Raw genomic sequence first — 15,305 nt, 5'->3', positions numbered from 1 at the left:
GGGTCACGAGCGTGTGCCGACCTTAGCGGCAGCCGCCACGTCCGCCAGAATCACCGCGTCGATGAGGCCCCGGGCCCACTCCAGCACCTCGGTCCCGCGCAGGGGCCGCCCGCCGATCCGCGCCGTCGTCGGGAACGGCACGAGGATCGCCCGGATGGCCGGCTTGAGGATGGTGCCCGGGTAGAGCCGCTTGAGTCTGAGCTGCGCCGACTCCGGCAGGTTGACCGGCGCGAACCGGATGTACTTGCCCTGCGCCGTGATGTCCGAGAGCCCGGCCTCCCGCGCGTGGTTGCGGAAGTCGGCGACGTCGAACAGCGCGCCCGCGACCTCGGGCAGGACGCCGTAGCGGTCGGTGAGCTCGGCGCGGACCTCCGCGAGCGCCCCGGCGTCGTGCGCGGCGGCGATCTTCTTGTAGGCCTCCAGCCGCAGTCGCTCGGTGGCGATGTAGGCCTCGGGCAGGTGCGCGTCGACGGGCAGCTCGATGGTGACCTCGGGCGCCTCCTCCTCGGTGTCGCCGCGGAACGCGGAGACGGCCTCGCCGACCATGCGCACGTAGAGGTCGAAGCCGACGCCGGCGATGTGGCCGGACTGCTCGCCGCCGAGCAGGTTGCCCGCACCGCGGATCTCGAGGTCCTTCATGGCGATCTGCATGCCCGCGCCGAGGTCGGTGTGGGCGGCCATGGTGGCGAGCCGGTCGTGGGCGGTCTCGGTGAGCGGCTTCTCGGGCGGGTAGAGGAAGTAGGCGTAGGCGCGCTCGCGCCCGCGGCCGACGCGCCCGCGGAGCTGGTGGAGCTGCGACAGGCCGAGCATGTCGGAGCGCTCCAGGATCAGGGTGTTGGCGTTGGAGATGTCCAGGCCGGTCTCGATGATCGTGGTGCACACCAGCACGTCGAGCTCCTTCTCCCAGAAGGCGCGGATGACCTGGTCGAGCTGGTGCTCGCTCATCTTGCCGTGGGCCACGCCGATCCGGGCCTCGGGCACGAGCTCGTTCAGGCGGGACGCGGCCCGCTGGATGGTCTCCACCTTGTTGTGCACGTAGAAGACCTGGCCCTCGCGCAGCAGCTCGCGGCGCAGGGCGGCCGCGATCTGCTTCTCCTCGTAGGCACCCACGTAGGTGAGCACGGGGTGCCGCTCCTCCGGGGGCGTGGCCAGCGTGGACATCTCGCGGATGCCGGTCACCGCCATCTCCAGCGTGCGCGGGATCGGGGTGGCGGACATGGCCAGCACGTCCACGTTGGTGCGGAGCTGCTTGAGCGTCTCCTTGTGCTCGACGCCGAAGCGCTGCTCCTCGTCGATGACCACGAGGCCCAGGTCCTTGAAGGCGACGGAGCCGGTGATGAGGCGGTGGGTGCCGATCACGATGTCGACGCTGCCGTCCTTGAGGCCGGCGAGCGTCTCCTCGGACTCCTTGGCCGACTGGAAGCGGCTCAGCGCGCGCACGTTCACGGGGAACCCGGTGTACCGCTCGGAGAAGGTCTCGAAGTGCTGCTGCACCAGGAGCGTCGTCGGCACCAGCACGGCGACCTGCTTGCCGTCCTGCACCGCCTTGAAGGCGGCCCGGATGGCGATCTCCGTCTTGCCGTAGCCGACGTCGCCGCAGACCAGGCGGTCCATCGGCACGGACTTCTCCATGTCGGCCTTGACCTCGTCGATGGTGGCGAGCTGGTCGGGCGTCTCGACGTAGGCGAACGCGTCCTCGAGCTCGCGCTGCCACGGGGTGTCGGGGCCGTAGGCGTGGCCCTCGGTCGCCATGCGCGCGCTGTAGAGCCGGATGAGCTCGCTCGCGATCTCGCGCACGTGCTTGCGCGCCTTGGCCTTGGTGTTCTTCCAGTCGGCGCCGCCCATCTTGGACAGCGACGGCGACTCCCCGCCCGTGTACTTGGTGACCTGGTCGAGCTGGTCGGTGGGCACGAACAGCCGGTCGCCCGGCTGGCCGCGCTTGCTGCTCGCGTACTCGATCACGAGGTACTCGCGGGTGGCCCGGTTGCCGCCCGTGCCCATGGTGCGCTGGGCCATCTCGACGAACCGGCCGACGCCGTGCTGCTCGTGCACCACGTAGTCGTCCGCCTTGAGCTGGAGCGGGTCGACGACGTTGCGGCGCCGGCTGGGCATCCGGCGCATGTCGCGGGTGTTCGCGCCGGCGCGGCCGGTCAGGTCCTGCTCGGAGAAGACGGCGAGCTGGAGCTCGGGTGCCACGAAGCCCTTGCCGACGCCGCCCGCCAGCACGTGCACGACGCCGGGCTCGGGCTCCTCCTCCAGCGACACGGCCAGCCGGGCCGCGGTGCCGGCCGCCGAGAGCTGCTCGGTCATGCGCTTGGCGGGGCCGTGGCCCTCGGTGGTCAGCACGAGCCGCCAGCTCGCGACCTGCAGCCCGTGCACGTCGTCGAGGGCGCGCGCGAGGTCGCCGCGGTACGACTCGACGTCGCGGGCGCTGATCGTGAACACGGTCTCGTCCGCACCGCTGGTCGCGGACAGCTCCGTGTCCTGCGTGAAGGAGGAGAGGGTCCACCAGCCCAGGCCGCGGCGGGCCGCGATCTCGCGCACCTCGGCGAAGGTCTCGAAGGACGCCGCGGACAGGTCGATGGGGGCCGCCCCGCCGGCGACCGCTCCGGTCCAGGCGGCGGCGAGGAACTCCTCGGTGGTCGCCACCAGGTCGTGCGCGCGGCGGCGGACGCGCTCGGGCTCGTTGACCACGAGCAGCGCGTCGGCGGGCACGAGCTCCAGCACGGGGACCATGCGGTCCACCAGCACCGGGGCGAGCGACTCCATGCCCTCCACGGCCACGCCGGCGGCGAGCTTGTCGAGCATCTCGACCGCGCCCGGCAGCGTCTCCACCAGCTCCGCCGCGCGGGCCCGGACGGCGTCCGTCAGGAGGATCTCGCGGCACGGCGGCGCCCAGACGCCGTGCTCGGCGATCTCCAGGCTGCGCTGGTCGGCCACGGCGAACCAGCGGATCTCCGTGACCTCGTCGCCCCAGAACTCGCACCGCAGCGGGTGGTCCTCCGTGGGCGGGAACACGTCGAGGATGCCGCCGCGCACCGCGAACTCGCCGCGCCGCTCCACCATGTCCACCCGGGTGTAGGCGGCGGCGGTGAGCCGCTCGACCACGTCGGTCAGGTCGGCGGTGGTGCCGGTCTCGAGCTGGACGGGCTCCAGCTCCCCCAGGCCCTCGACGACCGGCTGGAGCAGGGCCCGGACGGGCATGACCAGCAGCCGGACCTCGCTCGCCTGCCCGTGCCCCTCGGCCGGGTGCGCGAGCCGGCGGAACACGGCCAGGCGCTTGGCGACGGTGTCGGCGCGCGGGCTGAGCCGCTCGTGCGGCAGCGTCTCCCAGGCGGGGAGCACGGCGACCTCGTCGCCCCGCTCCTCCGGGAGGTAGGCGCGCAGGCTCGCGGCCAGGTCGTCGGCCTCCCGGCCGGTCGCGGTCACGACCACGAGGGGGCGCCGCTCGGCCGCCGCCACCAGCAGCGGCGGACGTACCCCCACAGGGCCCACCACGTCCGCGAAGCCGCGGGCGCGCACGTGCTCGACGGCGGCGGACGCGCCGGGGTCGCGCAGAAGAGCGGGGAGGAGGCCGGTGAGGTTCATAGATCTGTTCCTTCGAGGGCGCACGACGACGGGCCCTTCACGGGCATGACCCGGGGAGGGTCAAGGGGTGAGGGGCTGGGTCCAGGCTACTCCTGGCCACCGACACCGCAGTTTGCGGTGCCTTCCGTCCCGCTCTGTCCTACGATGACCGGCGATGTTCACCCCCTCCGGTGCCCCGCGGCACGGCACACCCGCGGCGCGCGACGCCGCCGTCGCGCACAGCGGCGCTCTCCGCCTCGCCTGGCCCGACGCCGCGCGCGGCCTCGCCATCGGGCTCGTGGTGCTGTACCACGCCACCAACTGGACGTGGTCCACGGGCTACGAGGTGAGCGTCCTGCGCGAGGTCAACGAGACCCTGCGCAGCCTGCGCATGCCGCTGTTCTTCGCGGTCGCCGGCATGTTCGCCGGGAAGTGGACGGCGGCGTCGTGGTCCCGGCTGGCCCGCGGCAAGCTGCTCCACTTCGCCTGGGTCTTCGTGCTGTGGGAGCCGATCTCCCTGGTGGTACGCCTGCTCACGGGCTACTACCAGGTGGCGGACGCCGGCTGGGGCACCCTCGCCCACGACCTCGCGTGGTCGCTGCTGGTCCCCCGGTCGGAGCTGTGGTTCCTGTGGACGCTGGCCGCGTTCTTCGTGCTCGCGCGGCTGCTGCGCGGGGTCCCCGTGCCGGTCCAGCTCCTGGTGGCGGCGGCCGTGAGCGGGTGGGCGCTGGCCGGCTGGGAGCCGGAGAGCATCGCGTGGCGCGGCACGGCGCAGTTCGCGGTGTTCTTCCTGGCGGGCCTGCACCTGCGGCCGCTGCTGGAGCGGTTCGCCGAGCGCGTCACCTGGCTCTGGGCGCTCCTCGCCGTCGGCCTCTGGCTCGGCATCCAGATCGCGGTGCGCGACCTCGGCCTGTCCGACGTCCCCGGGCTGTACCTGCTGGCCAACGTCGCCGGCGTGCCGACCGGGGTGGCGGTCAGCGTGCTGGTCTCCCGAGTGCCCGGCGCGCTCGGGCTGGGCTGGATCGGCGCGCGCACGCTGCCGGTCTTCGTGACCCACACGTCGGTGGTGCTCGCGCTGCTCTGCCTGCTGTACCGCAACGCGATCTGGATCCCCGCGCCGCAGTCGCAGTGGCTGCCCGTGGTCCTCTGGGCAGCGGCGATCGCCGTCGGGCTGGGGCTCGGCGCGCTCGCGCCCCGGATCGGCGCGCGCTGGCTGTTCGCGCCCCCGCGGTGGCTGGCCGGCGACACCCGCTGACCCTGGCGACCGCGCCACGGCTCGGCAGCTCGGTCGCCCCACCGCGGCAGTTTGCACCGCAAACTCGGCAGTTTGCATCGAGGTCGGCACAGGGCTGTGCCGACCTCGATGCAAACTGCCGAACAGGTCAGGAAGGTGCCGACGTCGACCCGCCGAGCACCCGCCTCACCCGGGTGAGAAACCCAGTTCACCCCTGCCTGACCGGTCGGGACCAGGGCCCCCGGCCGTAGCCTGAGCGACATGTCAGGGCTCCTCCGCGCTGCTCCGGGAGGGACCGGCACACCGACCGGAACTCCGTCCCCCGAACGGCCGGGCGCGCGACCTCCCGCCCGGCAGGACGCTGCGCGCCGGCGCGCCGGACGGGTCTCGTCGACCGTGGTCACGCTCGGCGTGGTGAGCTTCCTGACGGACATGTCCTCCGAGGCGGTGACCGCGATCCTGCCCCTGTACGTCACCGCAGCGCTCGGCCTGTCGGTGGTCGCGTACGGCGTGGTCGACGGGCTCGTCCAGGGCGCCGGCGCCCTGGTGCGGGTGGCCGGCGGCTGGGCCGCGGACCGCACCGACCGGCCCAAGTGGGTCGCCGCCGTCGGCTACGGGCTCTCCGCCCTGACCCGGGTCGGCCTGCTGTTCGCCGCGGGCCTCCCGGCCGTCGCGAGCCTCGTCGTGACCGACCGGGTGGGCAAGGGCGTGCGCACGGCCCCGCGCGACGCCCTGATCGCCGCGTCCGCCAACCCCCGCAACCTCGGGCGCTCCTTCGGCGTGCACCGGGCCCTGGACACGGCGGGGGCCGCCCTCGGCCCGCTGCTCGCGTTCGTGGTGCTCTGGGCCATCCCCGACGGGTACACGACGGTCTTCGTGATCTCGCTCGGCGCCGCGGTGCTCGGCGTCGGCGCCCTGGTGCTCCTCGTCCCGGACCTCCGGCCCCGGCAGGCCGCCTGGCTCAAGACGCACCGCACGCGCGAGTCCCGCGGGCTGCCCAAGTGCAAGGGCTGCACCTGCGAGGCACCGGGCGGCCTGGAGCTCGCCGGCCGGCCGTTCTCGTGGAGCTTCCTGCGCGGCGGCGCCACGGTGCGCCTCCTCGTCGTCGCCGGGCTCCTGGGCCTGCTGACCGTGGGCGACGGGTTCGTCTACCTGGCGCTCCAGGACCGCGACGGCTTCGCGACGCAGTGGTTCCCGCTGCTCTACGTCGGCACGAACGCCGTGTACATGCTGCTCGCCGCGCCCGTCGGCCGGTTCGCGGACCGCTTCGGCCGGGCCCGCGTGCTGGTCTGGGGGCACGTGCTGCTCGCGGCCGCCTACGCGTGCGCGGCCTCCCCGTTCGCGGGCACGACGACGACGGTGGTCGCCCTGGTCCTGCTCGGCGCCTTCTACGCCGCGACCGACGGCGTGCTGTCCGCGCTGACCAGCGCGCTGGTCCCCGCGGCCGTCCGCGGCACCGCGATCGGCACCGCGCAGACCGTCACCGCCGTCGCGCGGATGGCCGCCTCCGCCGGGTTCGGCGTGCTCTGGTACGCCACCGGCCGGGTCGACGCGCTGTGGATCGCGACGACGGCGCTCGTGCTGGCCGTCCCCGTCTGCGCCTACCTGCTGCGGAGGTCCCCCGCATGAGCCCGCGCCCGACCTGGCGCCGGCGCACGGCGTTCGGCGTGCTGACCGTGGTCGTGCTGGCCGGCACCGGCTGGTACGTCACCACCGAGGTGCTGCGCGCCCGGGCCGAGCAGGCCGCCCCCAGCGCGGTCGAGGTGGCCGAAGACGTGCTGGACGGCCCGCACGTGCTCTTCCGCGGCACCGCGCCCGGCGAGCTGTACGGCAGGGTGTCCGCCGTCGCGCTGGACGACCTGTCCGGCCCCCGCGAGGTGACGCCTGCCGTCTGCGACCGCGTCGACACCGACGGTGAGACGACGGTCTGCCTGCACACCCGCCGCGGCGTCGTCACCACCTACGAGGCCGAGGTGCTCGACGACGCGTGGCGGCCCACGGCGAGCTGGCCCCTGCCGGGCGTCCCGAGCCGCACCCGGCTCTCGCCGGACGGCCTGGTGGCCACCACCGCGTTCGTGACCGGGCACTCGTACGCCACGACGGGCTTCTCCACGGAGACGACGGTGCACCGCGCCGACGGCTCGGACGTGTCCGGCAACCTCGAGGACTTCACGCTGCTCGTCGACGGTGAGCCGGTGGCCCCCGTGGACCGGAACGTGTGGGGCGTGACCTTCGTGGACGAACGGACCTTCTACGCGACGGTCCAGTCCCAGTCCTTGGGCCGCACCTGGCTCGTCCGGGGCGACCTGGACGACCGCACCCTCGTCACGCTGCTCGACGGCGTGGAGTGCCCCTCGCTCTCGCCCGACGGGACCCGTCTGGCGTTCAAGCACGACGCCCGCGAGCCCGGCGCGGCCACGCCGCACTGGACCCCGGCCGTGCTCGACCTCGACACGATGGCGATCACCGTGCTCGACGGCGAGGAGCGGAACGTCGACGACCAGATCACCTGGCTCGACGACACGACGATCCTGTACGGGCTGCCCCGCGCCGACGAGCCGGGCACCACCGACGTCTGGGCCCTGCCCGCGGACGGTTCGACGGCCCCGGCCGTCGCGATCCCGCAGGCCTGGTCCCCGAGCGTGGTCAGGGGATGACACCATGCGCACGAACCGTAGGAGCACCGCGGCACGGAGCATCGCGGCCAGGAGTATCGCGGCCACCCCGCTGCTGGTCGCGGCCCTGGTCCTGACCGGCTGCACCGGCACGCCCGAGGCGGGCCGGACGCCCGACGACGGCACGGCCTCCGCGACGAGTCGCGGCACGGCCACGGCCACGGCCACGCCGTCGGACGAGCCGGACGACGCCGGCACCGGGTCGGCCGAGCCGGGCACGGAACCGGGCACGAGCGCCGAGCCGAGCGCCGAACCCGAGACCGAGCCGACGAGGACCGGGGCCACGGCGCCCATGCCGGACGGCGGCAGCGACGGGCAGAGCGGCGGCGACGGCAGCGAGGTGATCCCGCCCGTCGCGCAGGACGGGTCGCCCGTGAACGGCCTGGGCAACGCCACCGGGCCCGCTGCGGGTCGGCTCGGCGGCGCACCACGGACCGGCAGCGCCGCCGGCCTCGTGGCGGGCTTCCCCGAGGACGTCGTCCTCGTGCCGAAGGGGGCCGACGTGGAGTCCAGCTCCGTCACCGGGGCGGACGGCCGCTACCAGGTCACGCTCGACGCCACCGTCGACGCCGCGTGCACCGACGTGCTGCTCGACTACCGCTCCTGGTTCACCTCCGGCGGCTTCGCCGAGAAGGACACGACGAACCGGCCGCGCCGCACCACCGTCGACCTGACCCGCAAGGGCGACAGCGTGGTGCTCACCACCGTCCGCGCCGGCGACGGGTGCACCGTCACGGTGTTCGCCACGCTGACGGCGCGCTGAGCCCGGCACACCGGTGCGGCGGACGACGCCGGCACGGCGGCGTCCGCCGCACCGGCGTCGTCCTACTGGTCGGTGAACACGGGGTCTACCCAGTACCCGGTGCTCTGCCAGGTGTACTGCGGGAACCCGCCGCCGTAGAGGTAGGTGCCGGCGTTCGCGGGCGCCGTCAGCGGGCCGACGGTGCGCGCCTGGGAGAAGTAGCCCGACCCTGCCGCGTAGCCGCCGTCGGGCGCGAGGTAGGACACGGTGTAGGTGCTCCCGGCGGTGACCGCCACCCGCTGGGCCAGGGTGACCGTCTGCCAGCCGTCGCTCCCGCCCGACGCCGCCTGGGCCGTCGCCAGGCGCGTGCCCGCGGAGTTCCACACCGACACCGTCTGGGTGCCGGTGTTCGCCGGCCCGCGGTAGAACCGCACGGCCGTGACGAAGCCGCTGCGGCTCGCCGTGAACCGCGTGCCGAGCTCCACGGCCGCGCCGTCGTCCGCGGACGCGACCGGCGGCACCGCGGCGCCGAAGATCGTGCACGGGCACTGGCCGTCGGCCGCCTTCGTGGTGAACGACCACGAGGTGGGCCCGAGCGTCTGCCCGCCGGTCGTCCTCCCGGTGAACGCCGCCGTGTAGGCCGCGCCCGCCGTCAGCGCGCTCCCGGGCGTGAACGTCGCCGTCGTGCCGGAGACGGCCAGCGTGCCGGTCACCGCCTGCCCGCCGGGGCCGGTCAGCGTCAGCGTCGTCCCGGAGGTCGCCAGCGTCTGCGACGCCGTGACCGAGACCTTGGTGCTCGTCGCCACGTCGACCGCGGAGGCGGACGGCGTCCGCGACGTGATGGTCGGGGCGGCGGCGGCCGGCTCGAACTGCACGTCGACGAGGTAGGACGAGGACGTCTGGGTGGTCGGGCGGCCGGAGCCGTAGAGGTACACGCCCGCGTTCTGCGGCGTGCTCAGGTCCCCGACCGTCCGGGCGGCGCCGAGCGCACCGAGCGTCACCGGGTAGCGGCCCGTCGGCGCGCGGTAGCCCACGGTGTACTCCTGGCCGCCGGTCACGTCCACGGGCGTGTCGAACGTGACGTCCTGCCACCCCTGCGGCACCGGGTCCGAGACGGTCTTCTGCGCGACCACCTGGCCGCTCGGCCCCCACAGGGTCGCCACGAACGGCCCCGCCATCTGGGTCGACTTCCAGAACTGCAGCCCGGACACCTTGCCGGTCACACGCGGCGTGAAGCGCATGCCCAGCACCACGGCGGCGTTGTCGGCCGCTGCCGTGACGCCCGGCACCGTCGTCTCGTCGAACAGGCCGCACGGGCACGTCGTGGACGGCGGGCGGAGGGTCCGGAAGCTCCAGGTGCCGCCGTCGGACAGGGTGGTGCCGTCGCTCGTCCGGGCCGAGACCACCATCTTGTAGGTGGCGAACCCGGCCAGCGGGGACGACGGCGTGAACGTGGCCGTGCGGGTGGCGGCGTCGTACGACACGGTCCCGGGGGCCGCCGTGCCGGCCTGGTCGGTCAGCGCCATGCTGATCGACGACGCCACGACGCTCTTGGAGAACGTGATCCGCACCGGGGCGTCCAGCCGCACGCTGACCTCGCCGGGGACCGGGGTCCGCGAGGAGGCGACCAGCGGCGAGCTGTCGTTCGTCGTGTAGACGGCGTCCACCCAGTAGTTGGCGTTGTCCCAGTTCTGGGTCGGGACCGTGCCGGGCGAGCCGTACAGGCCGGCCGGCTCGGCGCCGAACCCACCCTCGACGGTGAGCGGCCCGGCCTCGCGTCCCTTGGTCTGGAAGGCCCACGGGGTCGAGGTGTACCCGCCGTTGGGCGCGGTGTAGGACACCGTGTACGCCTGCCCCCCGACGACGGGGACGGGGCTGCTGAACGACGCCTCCTGCCAGCCGCTCGCCGTCTCACCGGTGAACTGCACCCGGGCGAGCTGCTCGCCGGACGCGCTCCACAGCGCGCCGAAGTGGGTGCCGGTGTTCGCCGCCGTCTTGTGGAACCGCACGCCGCTCACGTAGCCGCTGTCCGCGGGCACGAACCGCATGCCCAGCTCGACGGCCGACGAGTCGTCGGCCGGGCCGGTCGGCGGCGTCGTGGTGCCGAACACGGTGCACGGGCAGGTCACCGTCGCGCCCACCGTCGCCACGGCCCCCGTGTTCGCGGAGTCGTCGATCGCCCGGGCGCGGAGCTGCGTCGCGCCCGACCCGAAGACCTGGCCCGTGTACTTCCAGCTCGCGCGGCCCTCGGCCGGGTGCCACGACTTGCCGCCGTCGAGCGACACCTCCACGCCGGCCACCTTGCCCGCGGCGTCGGTGGCCGTGCCCGTGACGGTGACGCTCGCCCCGCCGCGGTACGTCTGCCCCGCGGCCGGGCTCGTGATCTGGGTGGTCGGCCCGGTCGTGTCCGTCGTCCTGGTCGCCGGGGTGATGCCCGAGGCCAGGGTGCCCGGCTGGATACCCATGTCCGCGAAGAGGTTGACGGTCGCCTGGCGCATCCGCGAGTCGGCGGGCGCGCCGTTCCCGTCGTGCTCCTGGTCCAGGCCCCAGGCCCACTGCACGGTCCCGGCGGAGAACACCAGGGCGCCGCTCGAGGCCTTGTACAGGGTGATGGCGTGGTTCGTGACGCCGGGCGCCACCGTGTTGCCGAAGTCCTGCAGGTACTCGGGCACGTTGCCCACCGTCGTCGACATCCGGATCAGGCCCGCGGGTCTGAAGCCGTTGTCGAGGTCCTCGTTGGACTCGTACCCGACCGTGTGCTGGGCGAGCGCCTGCGAGGTCCCCGCGGGCAGGCTGTTCAACGTGGTGCCGCGCCAGATGCGCAGCTTGCCGTCCTCGGACGTGACCGTGAGCGGCAGGTCCGAGTAGTTGGTCGTGTACAGGGTGCCGATGACGGCGTTCTCGGGGCGCCCGGCGCCCGCGGCCGAGCTCGCGTACCGGGGGTCGCGCCAGGTCCCGGTCCACTCGCCGGACGGGTCGATCTTGGCCCGGCCCCAGGTCTCCTTGTACGAGACGAGGGTGCGGTGGTCGGCCGGCGTGCCGGCGGTGGACGACTCCCACCGCGTGTGCCAGTACATGTCGTTCCCGGCGAAGAAGCCGAGGTGCACCCCGGCGTCGCGCGCCCGTTCGACGGCGGCCCGCTGCGCACCCGACCAGTACTCGTCGTGCCCCACGGACAGGAACGCCTTGTGGTTCAGCAGCCGGGCCCCGTCGCGGTCGGTGTCGACACCCGAGATGTAGGTGACGTCGTAGCCGTTCTGCTCCATGAACCGGACCATCGCGTACTCGGCGCTGAAGTAGAAGTCACGGCCGTTCTCCAGGCCACGGGTCGCGAACGGGCGGTTGTAGCTCAGCTTGTAGGCGCGCCCGTTGGCGCCGCCGGTGTAGAAGCTGGACCCGCCGTAGGTGTTGTAGGCCTGCCACGTGGTGTCCGACGTCTGGAAGACGACGTCGGAGGTGGAGCCGTCGTCGCGGACGACGAACGTGATGTGGCTCTGGCCGCCGGTGTCCGTCCTGGTGAGCAGGGCGATGTACACCCCGGACACGGCGGTGGTCGGCACGTCCCAGCCCGCCGAGACGCCCCAGCCGCCGCAGTCGACCAGCTCGGTGGTCACGTCCCAGGCGCACTCCGGCTGCCGCTGCGGCAGCGTGGCGCTCGGCGTGACCGACGCGATCTTGCGTGCGCCGAGCCCCTGGTACCAGCCGGTCCGGTAGATGTCGATCGTGTAGGCCCGGGCGTCGGTGTCGATCTTGAACGAGACCCGCTTGCCCGTGTCCACGCTCATCTCGGTGGCGAAGCCCTGGATGCTGGCGTCGCCGGACCGGTCGATGTCCCACACGTCGGGGGAGGTGCCCGGCTTCGAGTTCTCGCACATGATCGGGTTGCTCCCTGGCGCGCAGGGATCGGCCGCGGACGCCGCGGGAACCACCGCCAGCAGTGCCGACGAGGCCGCGAGAACGGCGACGACGAAGGCCGCGAGGGGACGCCGGCCCCGACGGGTCCGGTGTGACGAGAGTGCGAAGGTGCTGCCCACATCGCAACCCTAGGAGCGCCCCTACCGGTTGGGCCCGGCCAGGACGGCATGATCACCCCCGGTTCACCCGGTTGCCAACAGCGCTGTCCGACCCCGCCGGACACGGCAGATCCCCAGGTCACGTGAGCGGCCCGGGGATCCGGCAGGGTGCGCGAGACGGAGGGCGGCGCCGCCGCCTCAGGCCTTGGCCACGTGGTACTTGCCCTGGGCCGCGAGCAGCCCCTCGGTGAGCAGCATCTCGACGGCGTCGGCGGCGTCGTCGACCAGGATCGGCAGGTCCTTCTTCTCGGTGCCGCTGAAGTCGCGCAGCACGTAGTCCGCCGTGTCCATCCGGCCGGGCGGGCGGCCGACGCCGACGCGCACCCGGTGGTACTCCTTGGTGCCGAGCGCCTTGGTGGTGTCGCGCAGGCCGTTGTGGCCGCCCTCGCCCCCGCCGACCTTGAGCTTGATGGTGTCGAAGGGGATGTCCACCTCGTCGTGCACCATGACCACGTGGTCGGGCTCGACGTCGTAGTACTTCGCGAGGGCGCTGACCGGACCGCCCGAGGTGTTCATGTACGTGGTCGGCTTCGCGAGGATCACGCGGGGGCCGGGGGCGCCACCGGGCAGCACCCCGAGCCGGGCCTCCGCGACGACGGCCTGGGCCCGGGCGTGCTTCGAGAAGCGCGTGCCGGTGCGCTCGGCCAGCAGGTCCAGCACCATCTGCCCCACGTTGTGCCGGTTGCCGGCGTACTTGGGGCCGGGGTTGCCGAGCCCGACGACGAGCCAGGGCCGGTCGCTCATGTCATGTTCCCTTCACGACGGCGTTCACGGGGGCGTTCACGGGGGGCGTTCACGGGGCGGGGTGCCGCACCGTGCCGGACAGACGGCACGGCGGAGACAGGTCGGGCCGAGGTGGAACCCGCGCCGCGCACGATCCTCTCGTGCGCGCGTCAGGACGTTCCACCTCGGCCCGTCGTGCCTGGACCCGGTGCGTCCGGCTCAGGCCGGGACGCCGCGGGTCGCGGGAGGGACTCAGCCCTCCGCGGGCGCCTCGGTGGCCGACCCGGCGGACTCCGCCGACTCCTCGGCCTCGTCCGGGCTGGCCTCGCCGCGCGGCTCGGTGATCAGCACGACGACGTGCTCCGGGTCGGTGAGCAGCGTGGAGCCGGACGGGAGGGCGACGTCGCCGGCGTGGACCTGCGCGCCGTTCTCCAGGCCCTCGATGGAGACCTCGACGGACTCGGGCAGGTGCGTGGCCTCGGCCTCGACCGACAGCGTCTGCGCCTCGACCAGGTGGATGGTGCCCGGGGCCGACTCGCCCACGATGTTCACGCTGATGTCGACGGTGATCTTCTCGCCGGCGCGCACGACCTGCAGGTCGATGTGCTCGATGACGTTGCGGACCGGGTCGCGCTGGATGTCCTTGGCGACCGCCAGCTGGCCCTTGCCGTCCAGCTCGATGGAGAGCAGCACGTTGGTCTGGCGCAGGGCCAGCATCGACTCGTGGCCCGGCAGGGTCACGTGCACCGGGTCGGTGCCGTGGCCGTACAGGACAGCGGGGATCTTGTTGTCGCGGCGGATGCGACGGGCCGCACCCTTGCCGAACTCGGTGCGGGGCTCAGCGGCGAGCTTGATCTCGGCCATGGGAACTCACTCCTGGAAGATATGTGTGCAACTCGAAGATGGCGGCTGCGTCGGCGCGGGACACGTGACGGGCGCGGAGCGGGCACGCGGGGCGAGGTGCTGGAGGAGTACTCCGCCCGGGGCCGCCGACGGCCGCCCAGTCGATCACGGACGCCGGCCGAGTGCTTGCGGGATCAGGTCCCGCCGCGGCCGTCAGACGTCCCTCGCCGAGGCAACCTGACTACTGTACCCGCTCGTCGGCCCGGTCCGCACCGAGAGGCGGTGTGACGCCGATCGCCGGCTGCGTGCGCCGGGGCTTGTAGACCACCTGGACGTGGAACACGAACCGCAGCAGGAACGCCACGACGAGCGTCACCGCCTGCACCAGCACGGGCCACATGCCCGTGTGCTCGACCAGCCACCACAGCACGGGCAGCCGGATCGCCGCCTCCGTGCCGTTGAACGCGAACGAGTGCGCGAACCGCGACCAGACACCGCGGCCCTCGTTCCGCAGGTCGCGGAACACGAAGCGTTCCTGCAGCAGGAAGTTGATCAGGATCGTCACGACGGCGGAGATCACCGCCGCCTGCACGTAGTGCACGCTCAGCGCGGTGAGGAGCCACAGGATGAGGATGTTGAGCACGGCCCCGAAGCCGCCGATGATCGCGAACCGCGACATCCGCCCGAACCGGAGGGCCGCGAGCTGCTCCAGGTAGCGCAGGCCGGTCTTGAAGGTCGCCTTGGAGTGCCCCGCGTACCGCTCGCCGAACACGAACGGCTCCTCGCCCACGGCGAGGGTGTTGCGCGCCAGCAGCTCCAGCAGGATCTTGAAGCCGCGCGGGTGCAGGGCGTCGAGGTCCAGGCGCGCCACGCGGGCGGCGAAGAAGCCGGTGAGCGGGTCGGTCACGTTCCGCAGCCGGACCGGGAACATGGAGCGCGCCAGCAGGGCCGACGCGATCGAGACGCCGTGCCGCCACCAGCCGTCCAGGCCCCCGGCGTCGCCGTCGCCCGTGTACCGGGACGCCACCACGAGGTCGAGGCCCGCCTCCCGCCCGCGCGTGACGAGGGCAGGCACGAGCTCCGGGGGGTGCTGCAGGTCGCCGTCCATCACCACGGCCCACTCGGTGTCCACCGTGCGCAGCCCGGCCACGACGGCACCGCTGAGCCCACCCTGCGGCGTGTCGCGGTGCAGCAGCCGCACCGGGACGGGTGCGCTGGCCGCCACCTCGCGGATCCGGTCGGGGGTGTCGTCGTTCGAGTCGTCGACGAAGAGGATCTCGGCCAGCTCCGGTGCCCCCACCGGAGCGGGGCCGCCCTCGGGTCCGCTCGGGACGCCGGGGCGGCGACCGTCGTCGGGCAGCACCCCGAAGGCGGCACAGAGCCGCTCCGTGAGCGCGGCGACGTTGGGTCCCTCGTTGAACGTCGGGACCACGACGGTGACGGTCACT

At 73.4% G+C, this 15,305-nt stretch carries 9 protein-coding genes; 4 read left to right on the top strand and 5 right to left on the bottom strand.

Annotation, left to right across the window (positions count from 1 at the left end; genetic code table 11):
- Positions 1-3: 3 nt before the first annotated feature.
- Positions 4-3,588 carry a transcription-repair coupling factor gene (gene mfd / locus ACH45N_RS23280; RefSeq protein WP_397398337.1) on the bottom strand — a complete coding sequence of 1,195 codons (3,585 nt, stop codon included), beginning with the start codon at positions 3,586-3,588 and terminating at the stop codon, positions 4-6.
- 154 nt (positions 3,589-3,742) lie between these two features.
- Between mfd and ACH45N_RS23275 the strand changes: the two genes are divergently transcribed.
- From ACH45N_RS23275 to ACH45N_RS23260, 4 genes are all read left to right on the top strand, one after another.
- Positions 3,743-4,822 (top strand): acyltransferase family protein, encoded by a 1,080-nt coding sequence (locus tag ACH45N_RS23275; RefSeq protein ID WP_397398336.1) that lies wholly within the window; start codon positions 3,743-3,745, stop codon positions 4,820-4,822.
- Between the two features lie 393 nt (positions 4,823-5,215).
- Positions 5,216-6,430, top strand: coding sequence for an MFS transporter (locus ACH45N_RS23270; protein ID WP_397398335.1), 1,215 nt, complete (start codon positions 5,216-5,218; stop codon positions 6,428-6,430).
- Positions 6,427-7,458: a hypothetical protein gene (locus tag ACH45N_RS23265; protein WP_397398334.1), complete on the top strand. Its 1,032-nt coding sequence runs from the start codon at positions 6,427-6,429 to the stop codon at positions 7,456-7,458. Before ACH45N_RS23270 ends, ACH45N_RS23265 begins: the two co-directional genes overlap by 4 nt.
- A gap of 4 nt (positions 7,459-7,462) precedes the next feature.
- Positions 7,463-8,239, top strand: a complete 777-nt coding sequence (locus tag ACH45N_RS23260; RefSeq protein ID WP_397398333.1) for a hypothetical protein — start codon at positions 7,463-7,465, stop codon at positions 8,237-8,239.
- Between the two features lie 62 nt (positions 8,240-8,301).
- Here ACH45N_RS23260 and ACH45N_RS23255 read toward each other — a convergent pair whose 3' ends face one another.
- The 4 genes from ACH45N_RS23255 to ACH45N_RS23240 all read right to left on the bottom strand — a co-directional run bounded on the left by ACH45N_RS23255 (position 8,302) and on the right by ACH45N_RS23240 (position 15,304).
- Positions 8,302-12,252 carry a DUF4082 domain-containing protein gene (locus ACH45N_RS23255; RefSeq protein WP_397398332.1) on the bottom strand — a complete coding sequence of 1,317 codons (3,951 nt, stop codon included), beginning with the start codon at positions 12,250-12,252 and terminating at the stop codon, positions 8,302-8,304.
- Between the two features lie 177 nt (positions 12,253-12,429).
- Positions 12,430-13,035 (bottom strand): aminoacyl-tRNA hydrolase, encoded by a 606-nt coding sequence (gene pth, locus ACH45N_RS23250; RefSeq protein ID WP_397398331.1) that lies wholly within the window; start codon positions 13,033-13,035, stop codon positions 12,430-12,432.
- 231 nt (positions 13,036-13,266) lie between these two features.
- Positions 13,267-13,878 (bottom strand): 50S ribosomal protein L25/general stress protein Ctc, encoded by a 612-nt coding sequence (locus tag ACH45N_RS23245; RefSeq protein WP_397398330.1) that lies wholly within the window; start codon positions 13,876-13,878, stop codon positions 13,267-13,269.
- Between the two features lie 220 nt (positions 13,879-14,098).
- The gene (locus ACH45N_RS23240) at positions 14,099-15,304 is read right to left on the bottom strand and encodes a glycosyltransferase (protein ID WP_397398329.1); all 1,206 of its coding nucleotides are present in this window, start codon (positions 15,302-15,304) and stop codon (positions 14,099-14,101) included.
- Position 15,305 lies beyond the last annotated feature (1 nt).

It is taken from the genome of Promicromonospora sp. NPDC019610 (assembly GCF_044389365.1).
Classification (GTDB): domain Bacteria; phylum Actinomycetota; class Actinomycetes; order Actinomycetales; family Cellulomonadaceae; genus Promicromonospora.
The sequence above is the reverse complement of the archived record's forward strand: the minus strand, read 5'-3'. Positions and strand labels throughout refer to the sequence as shown.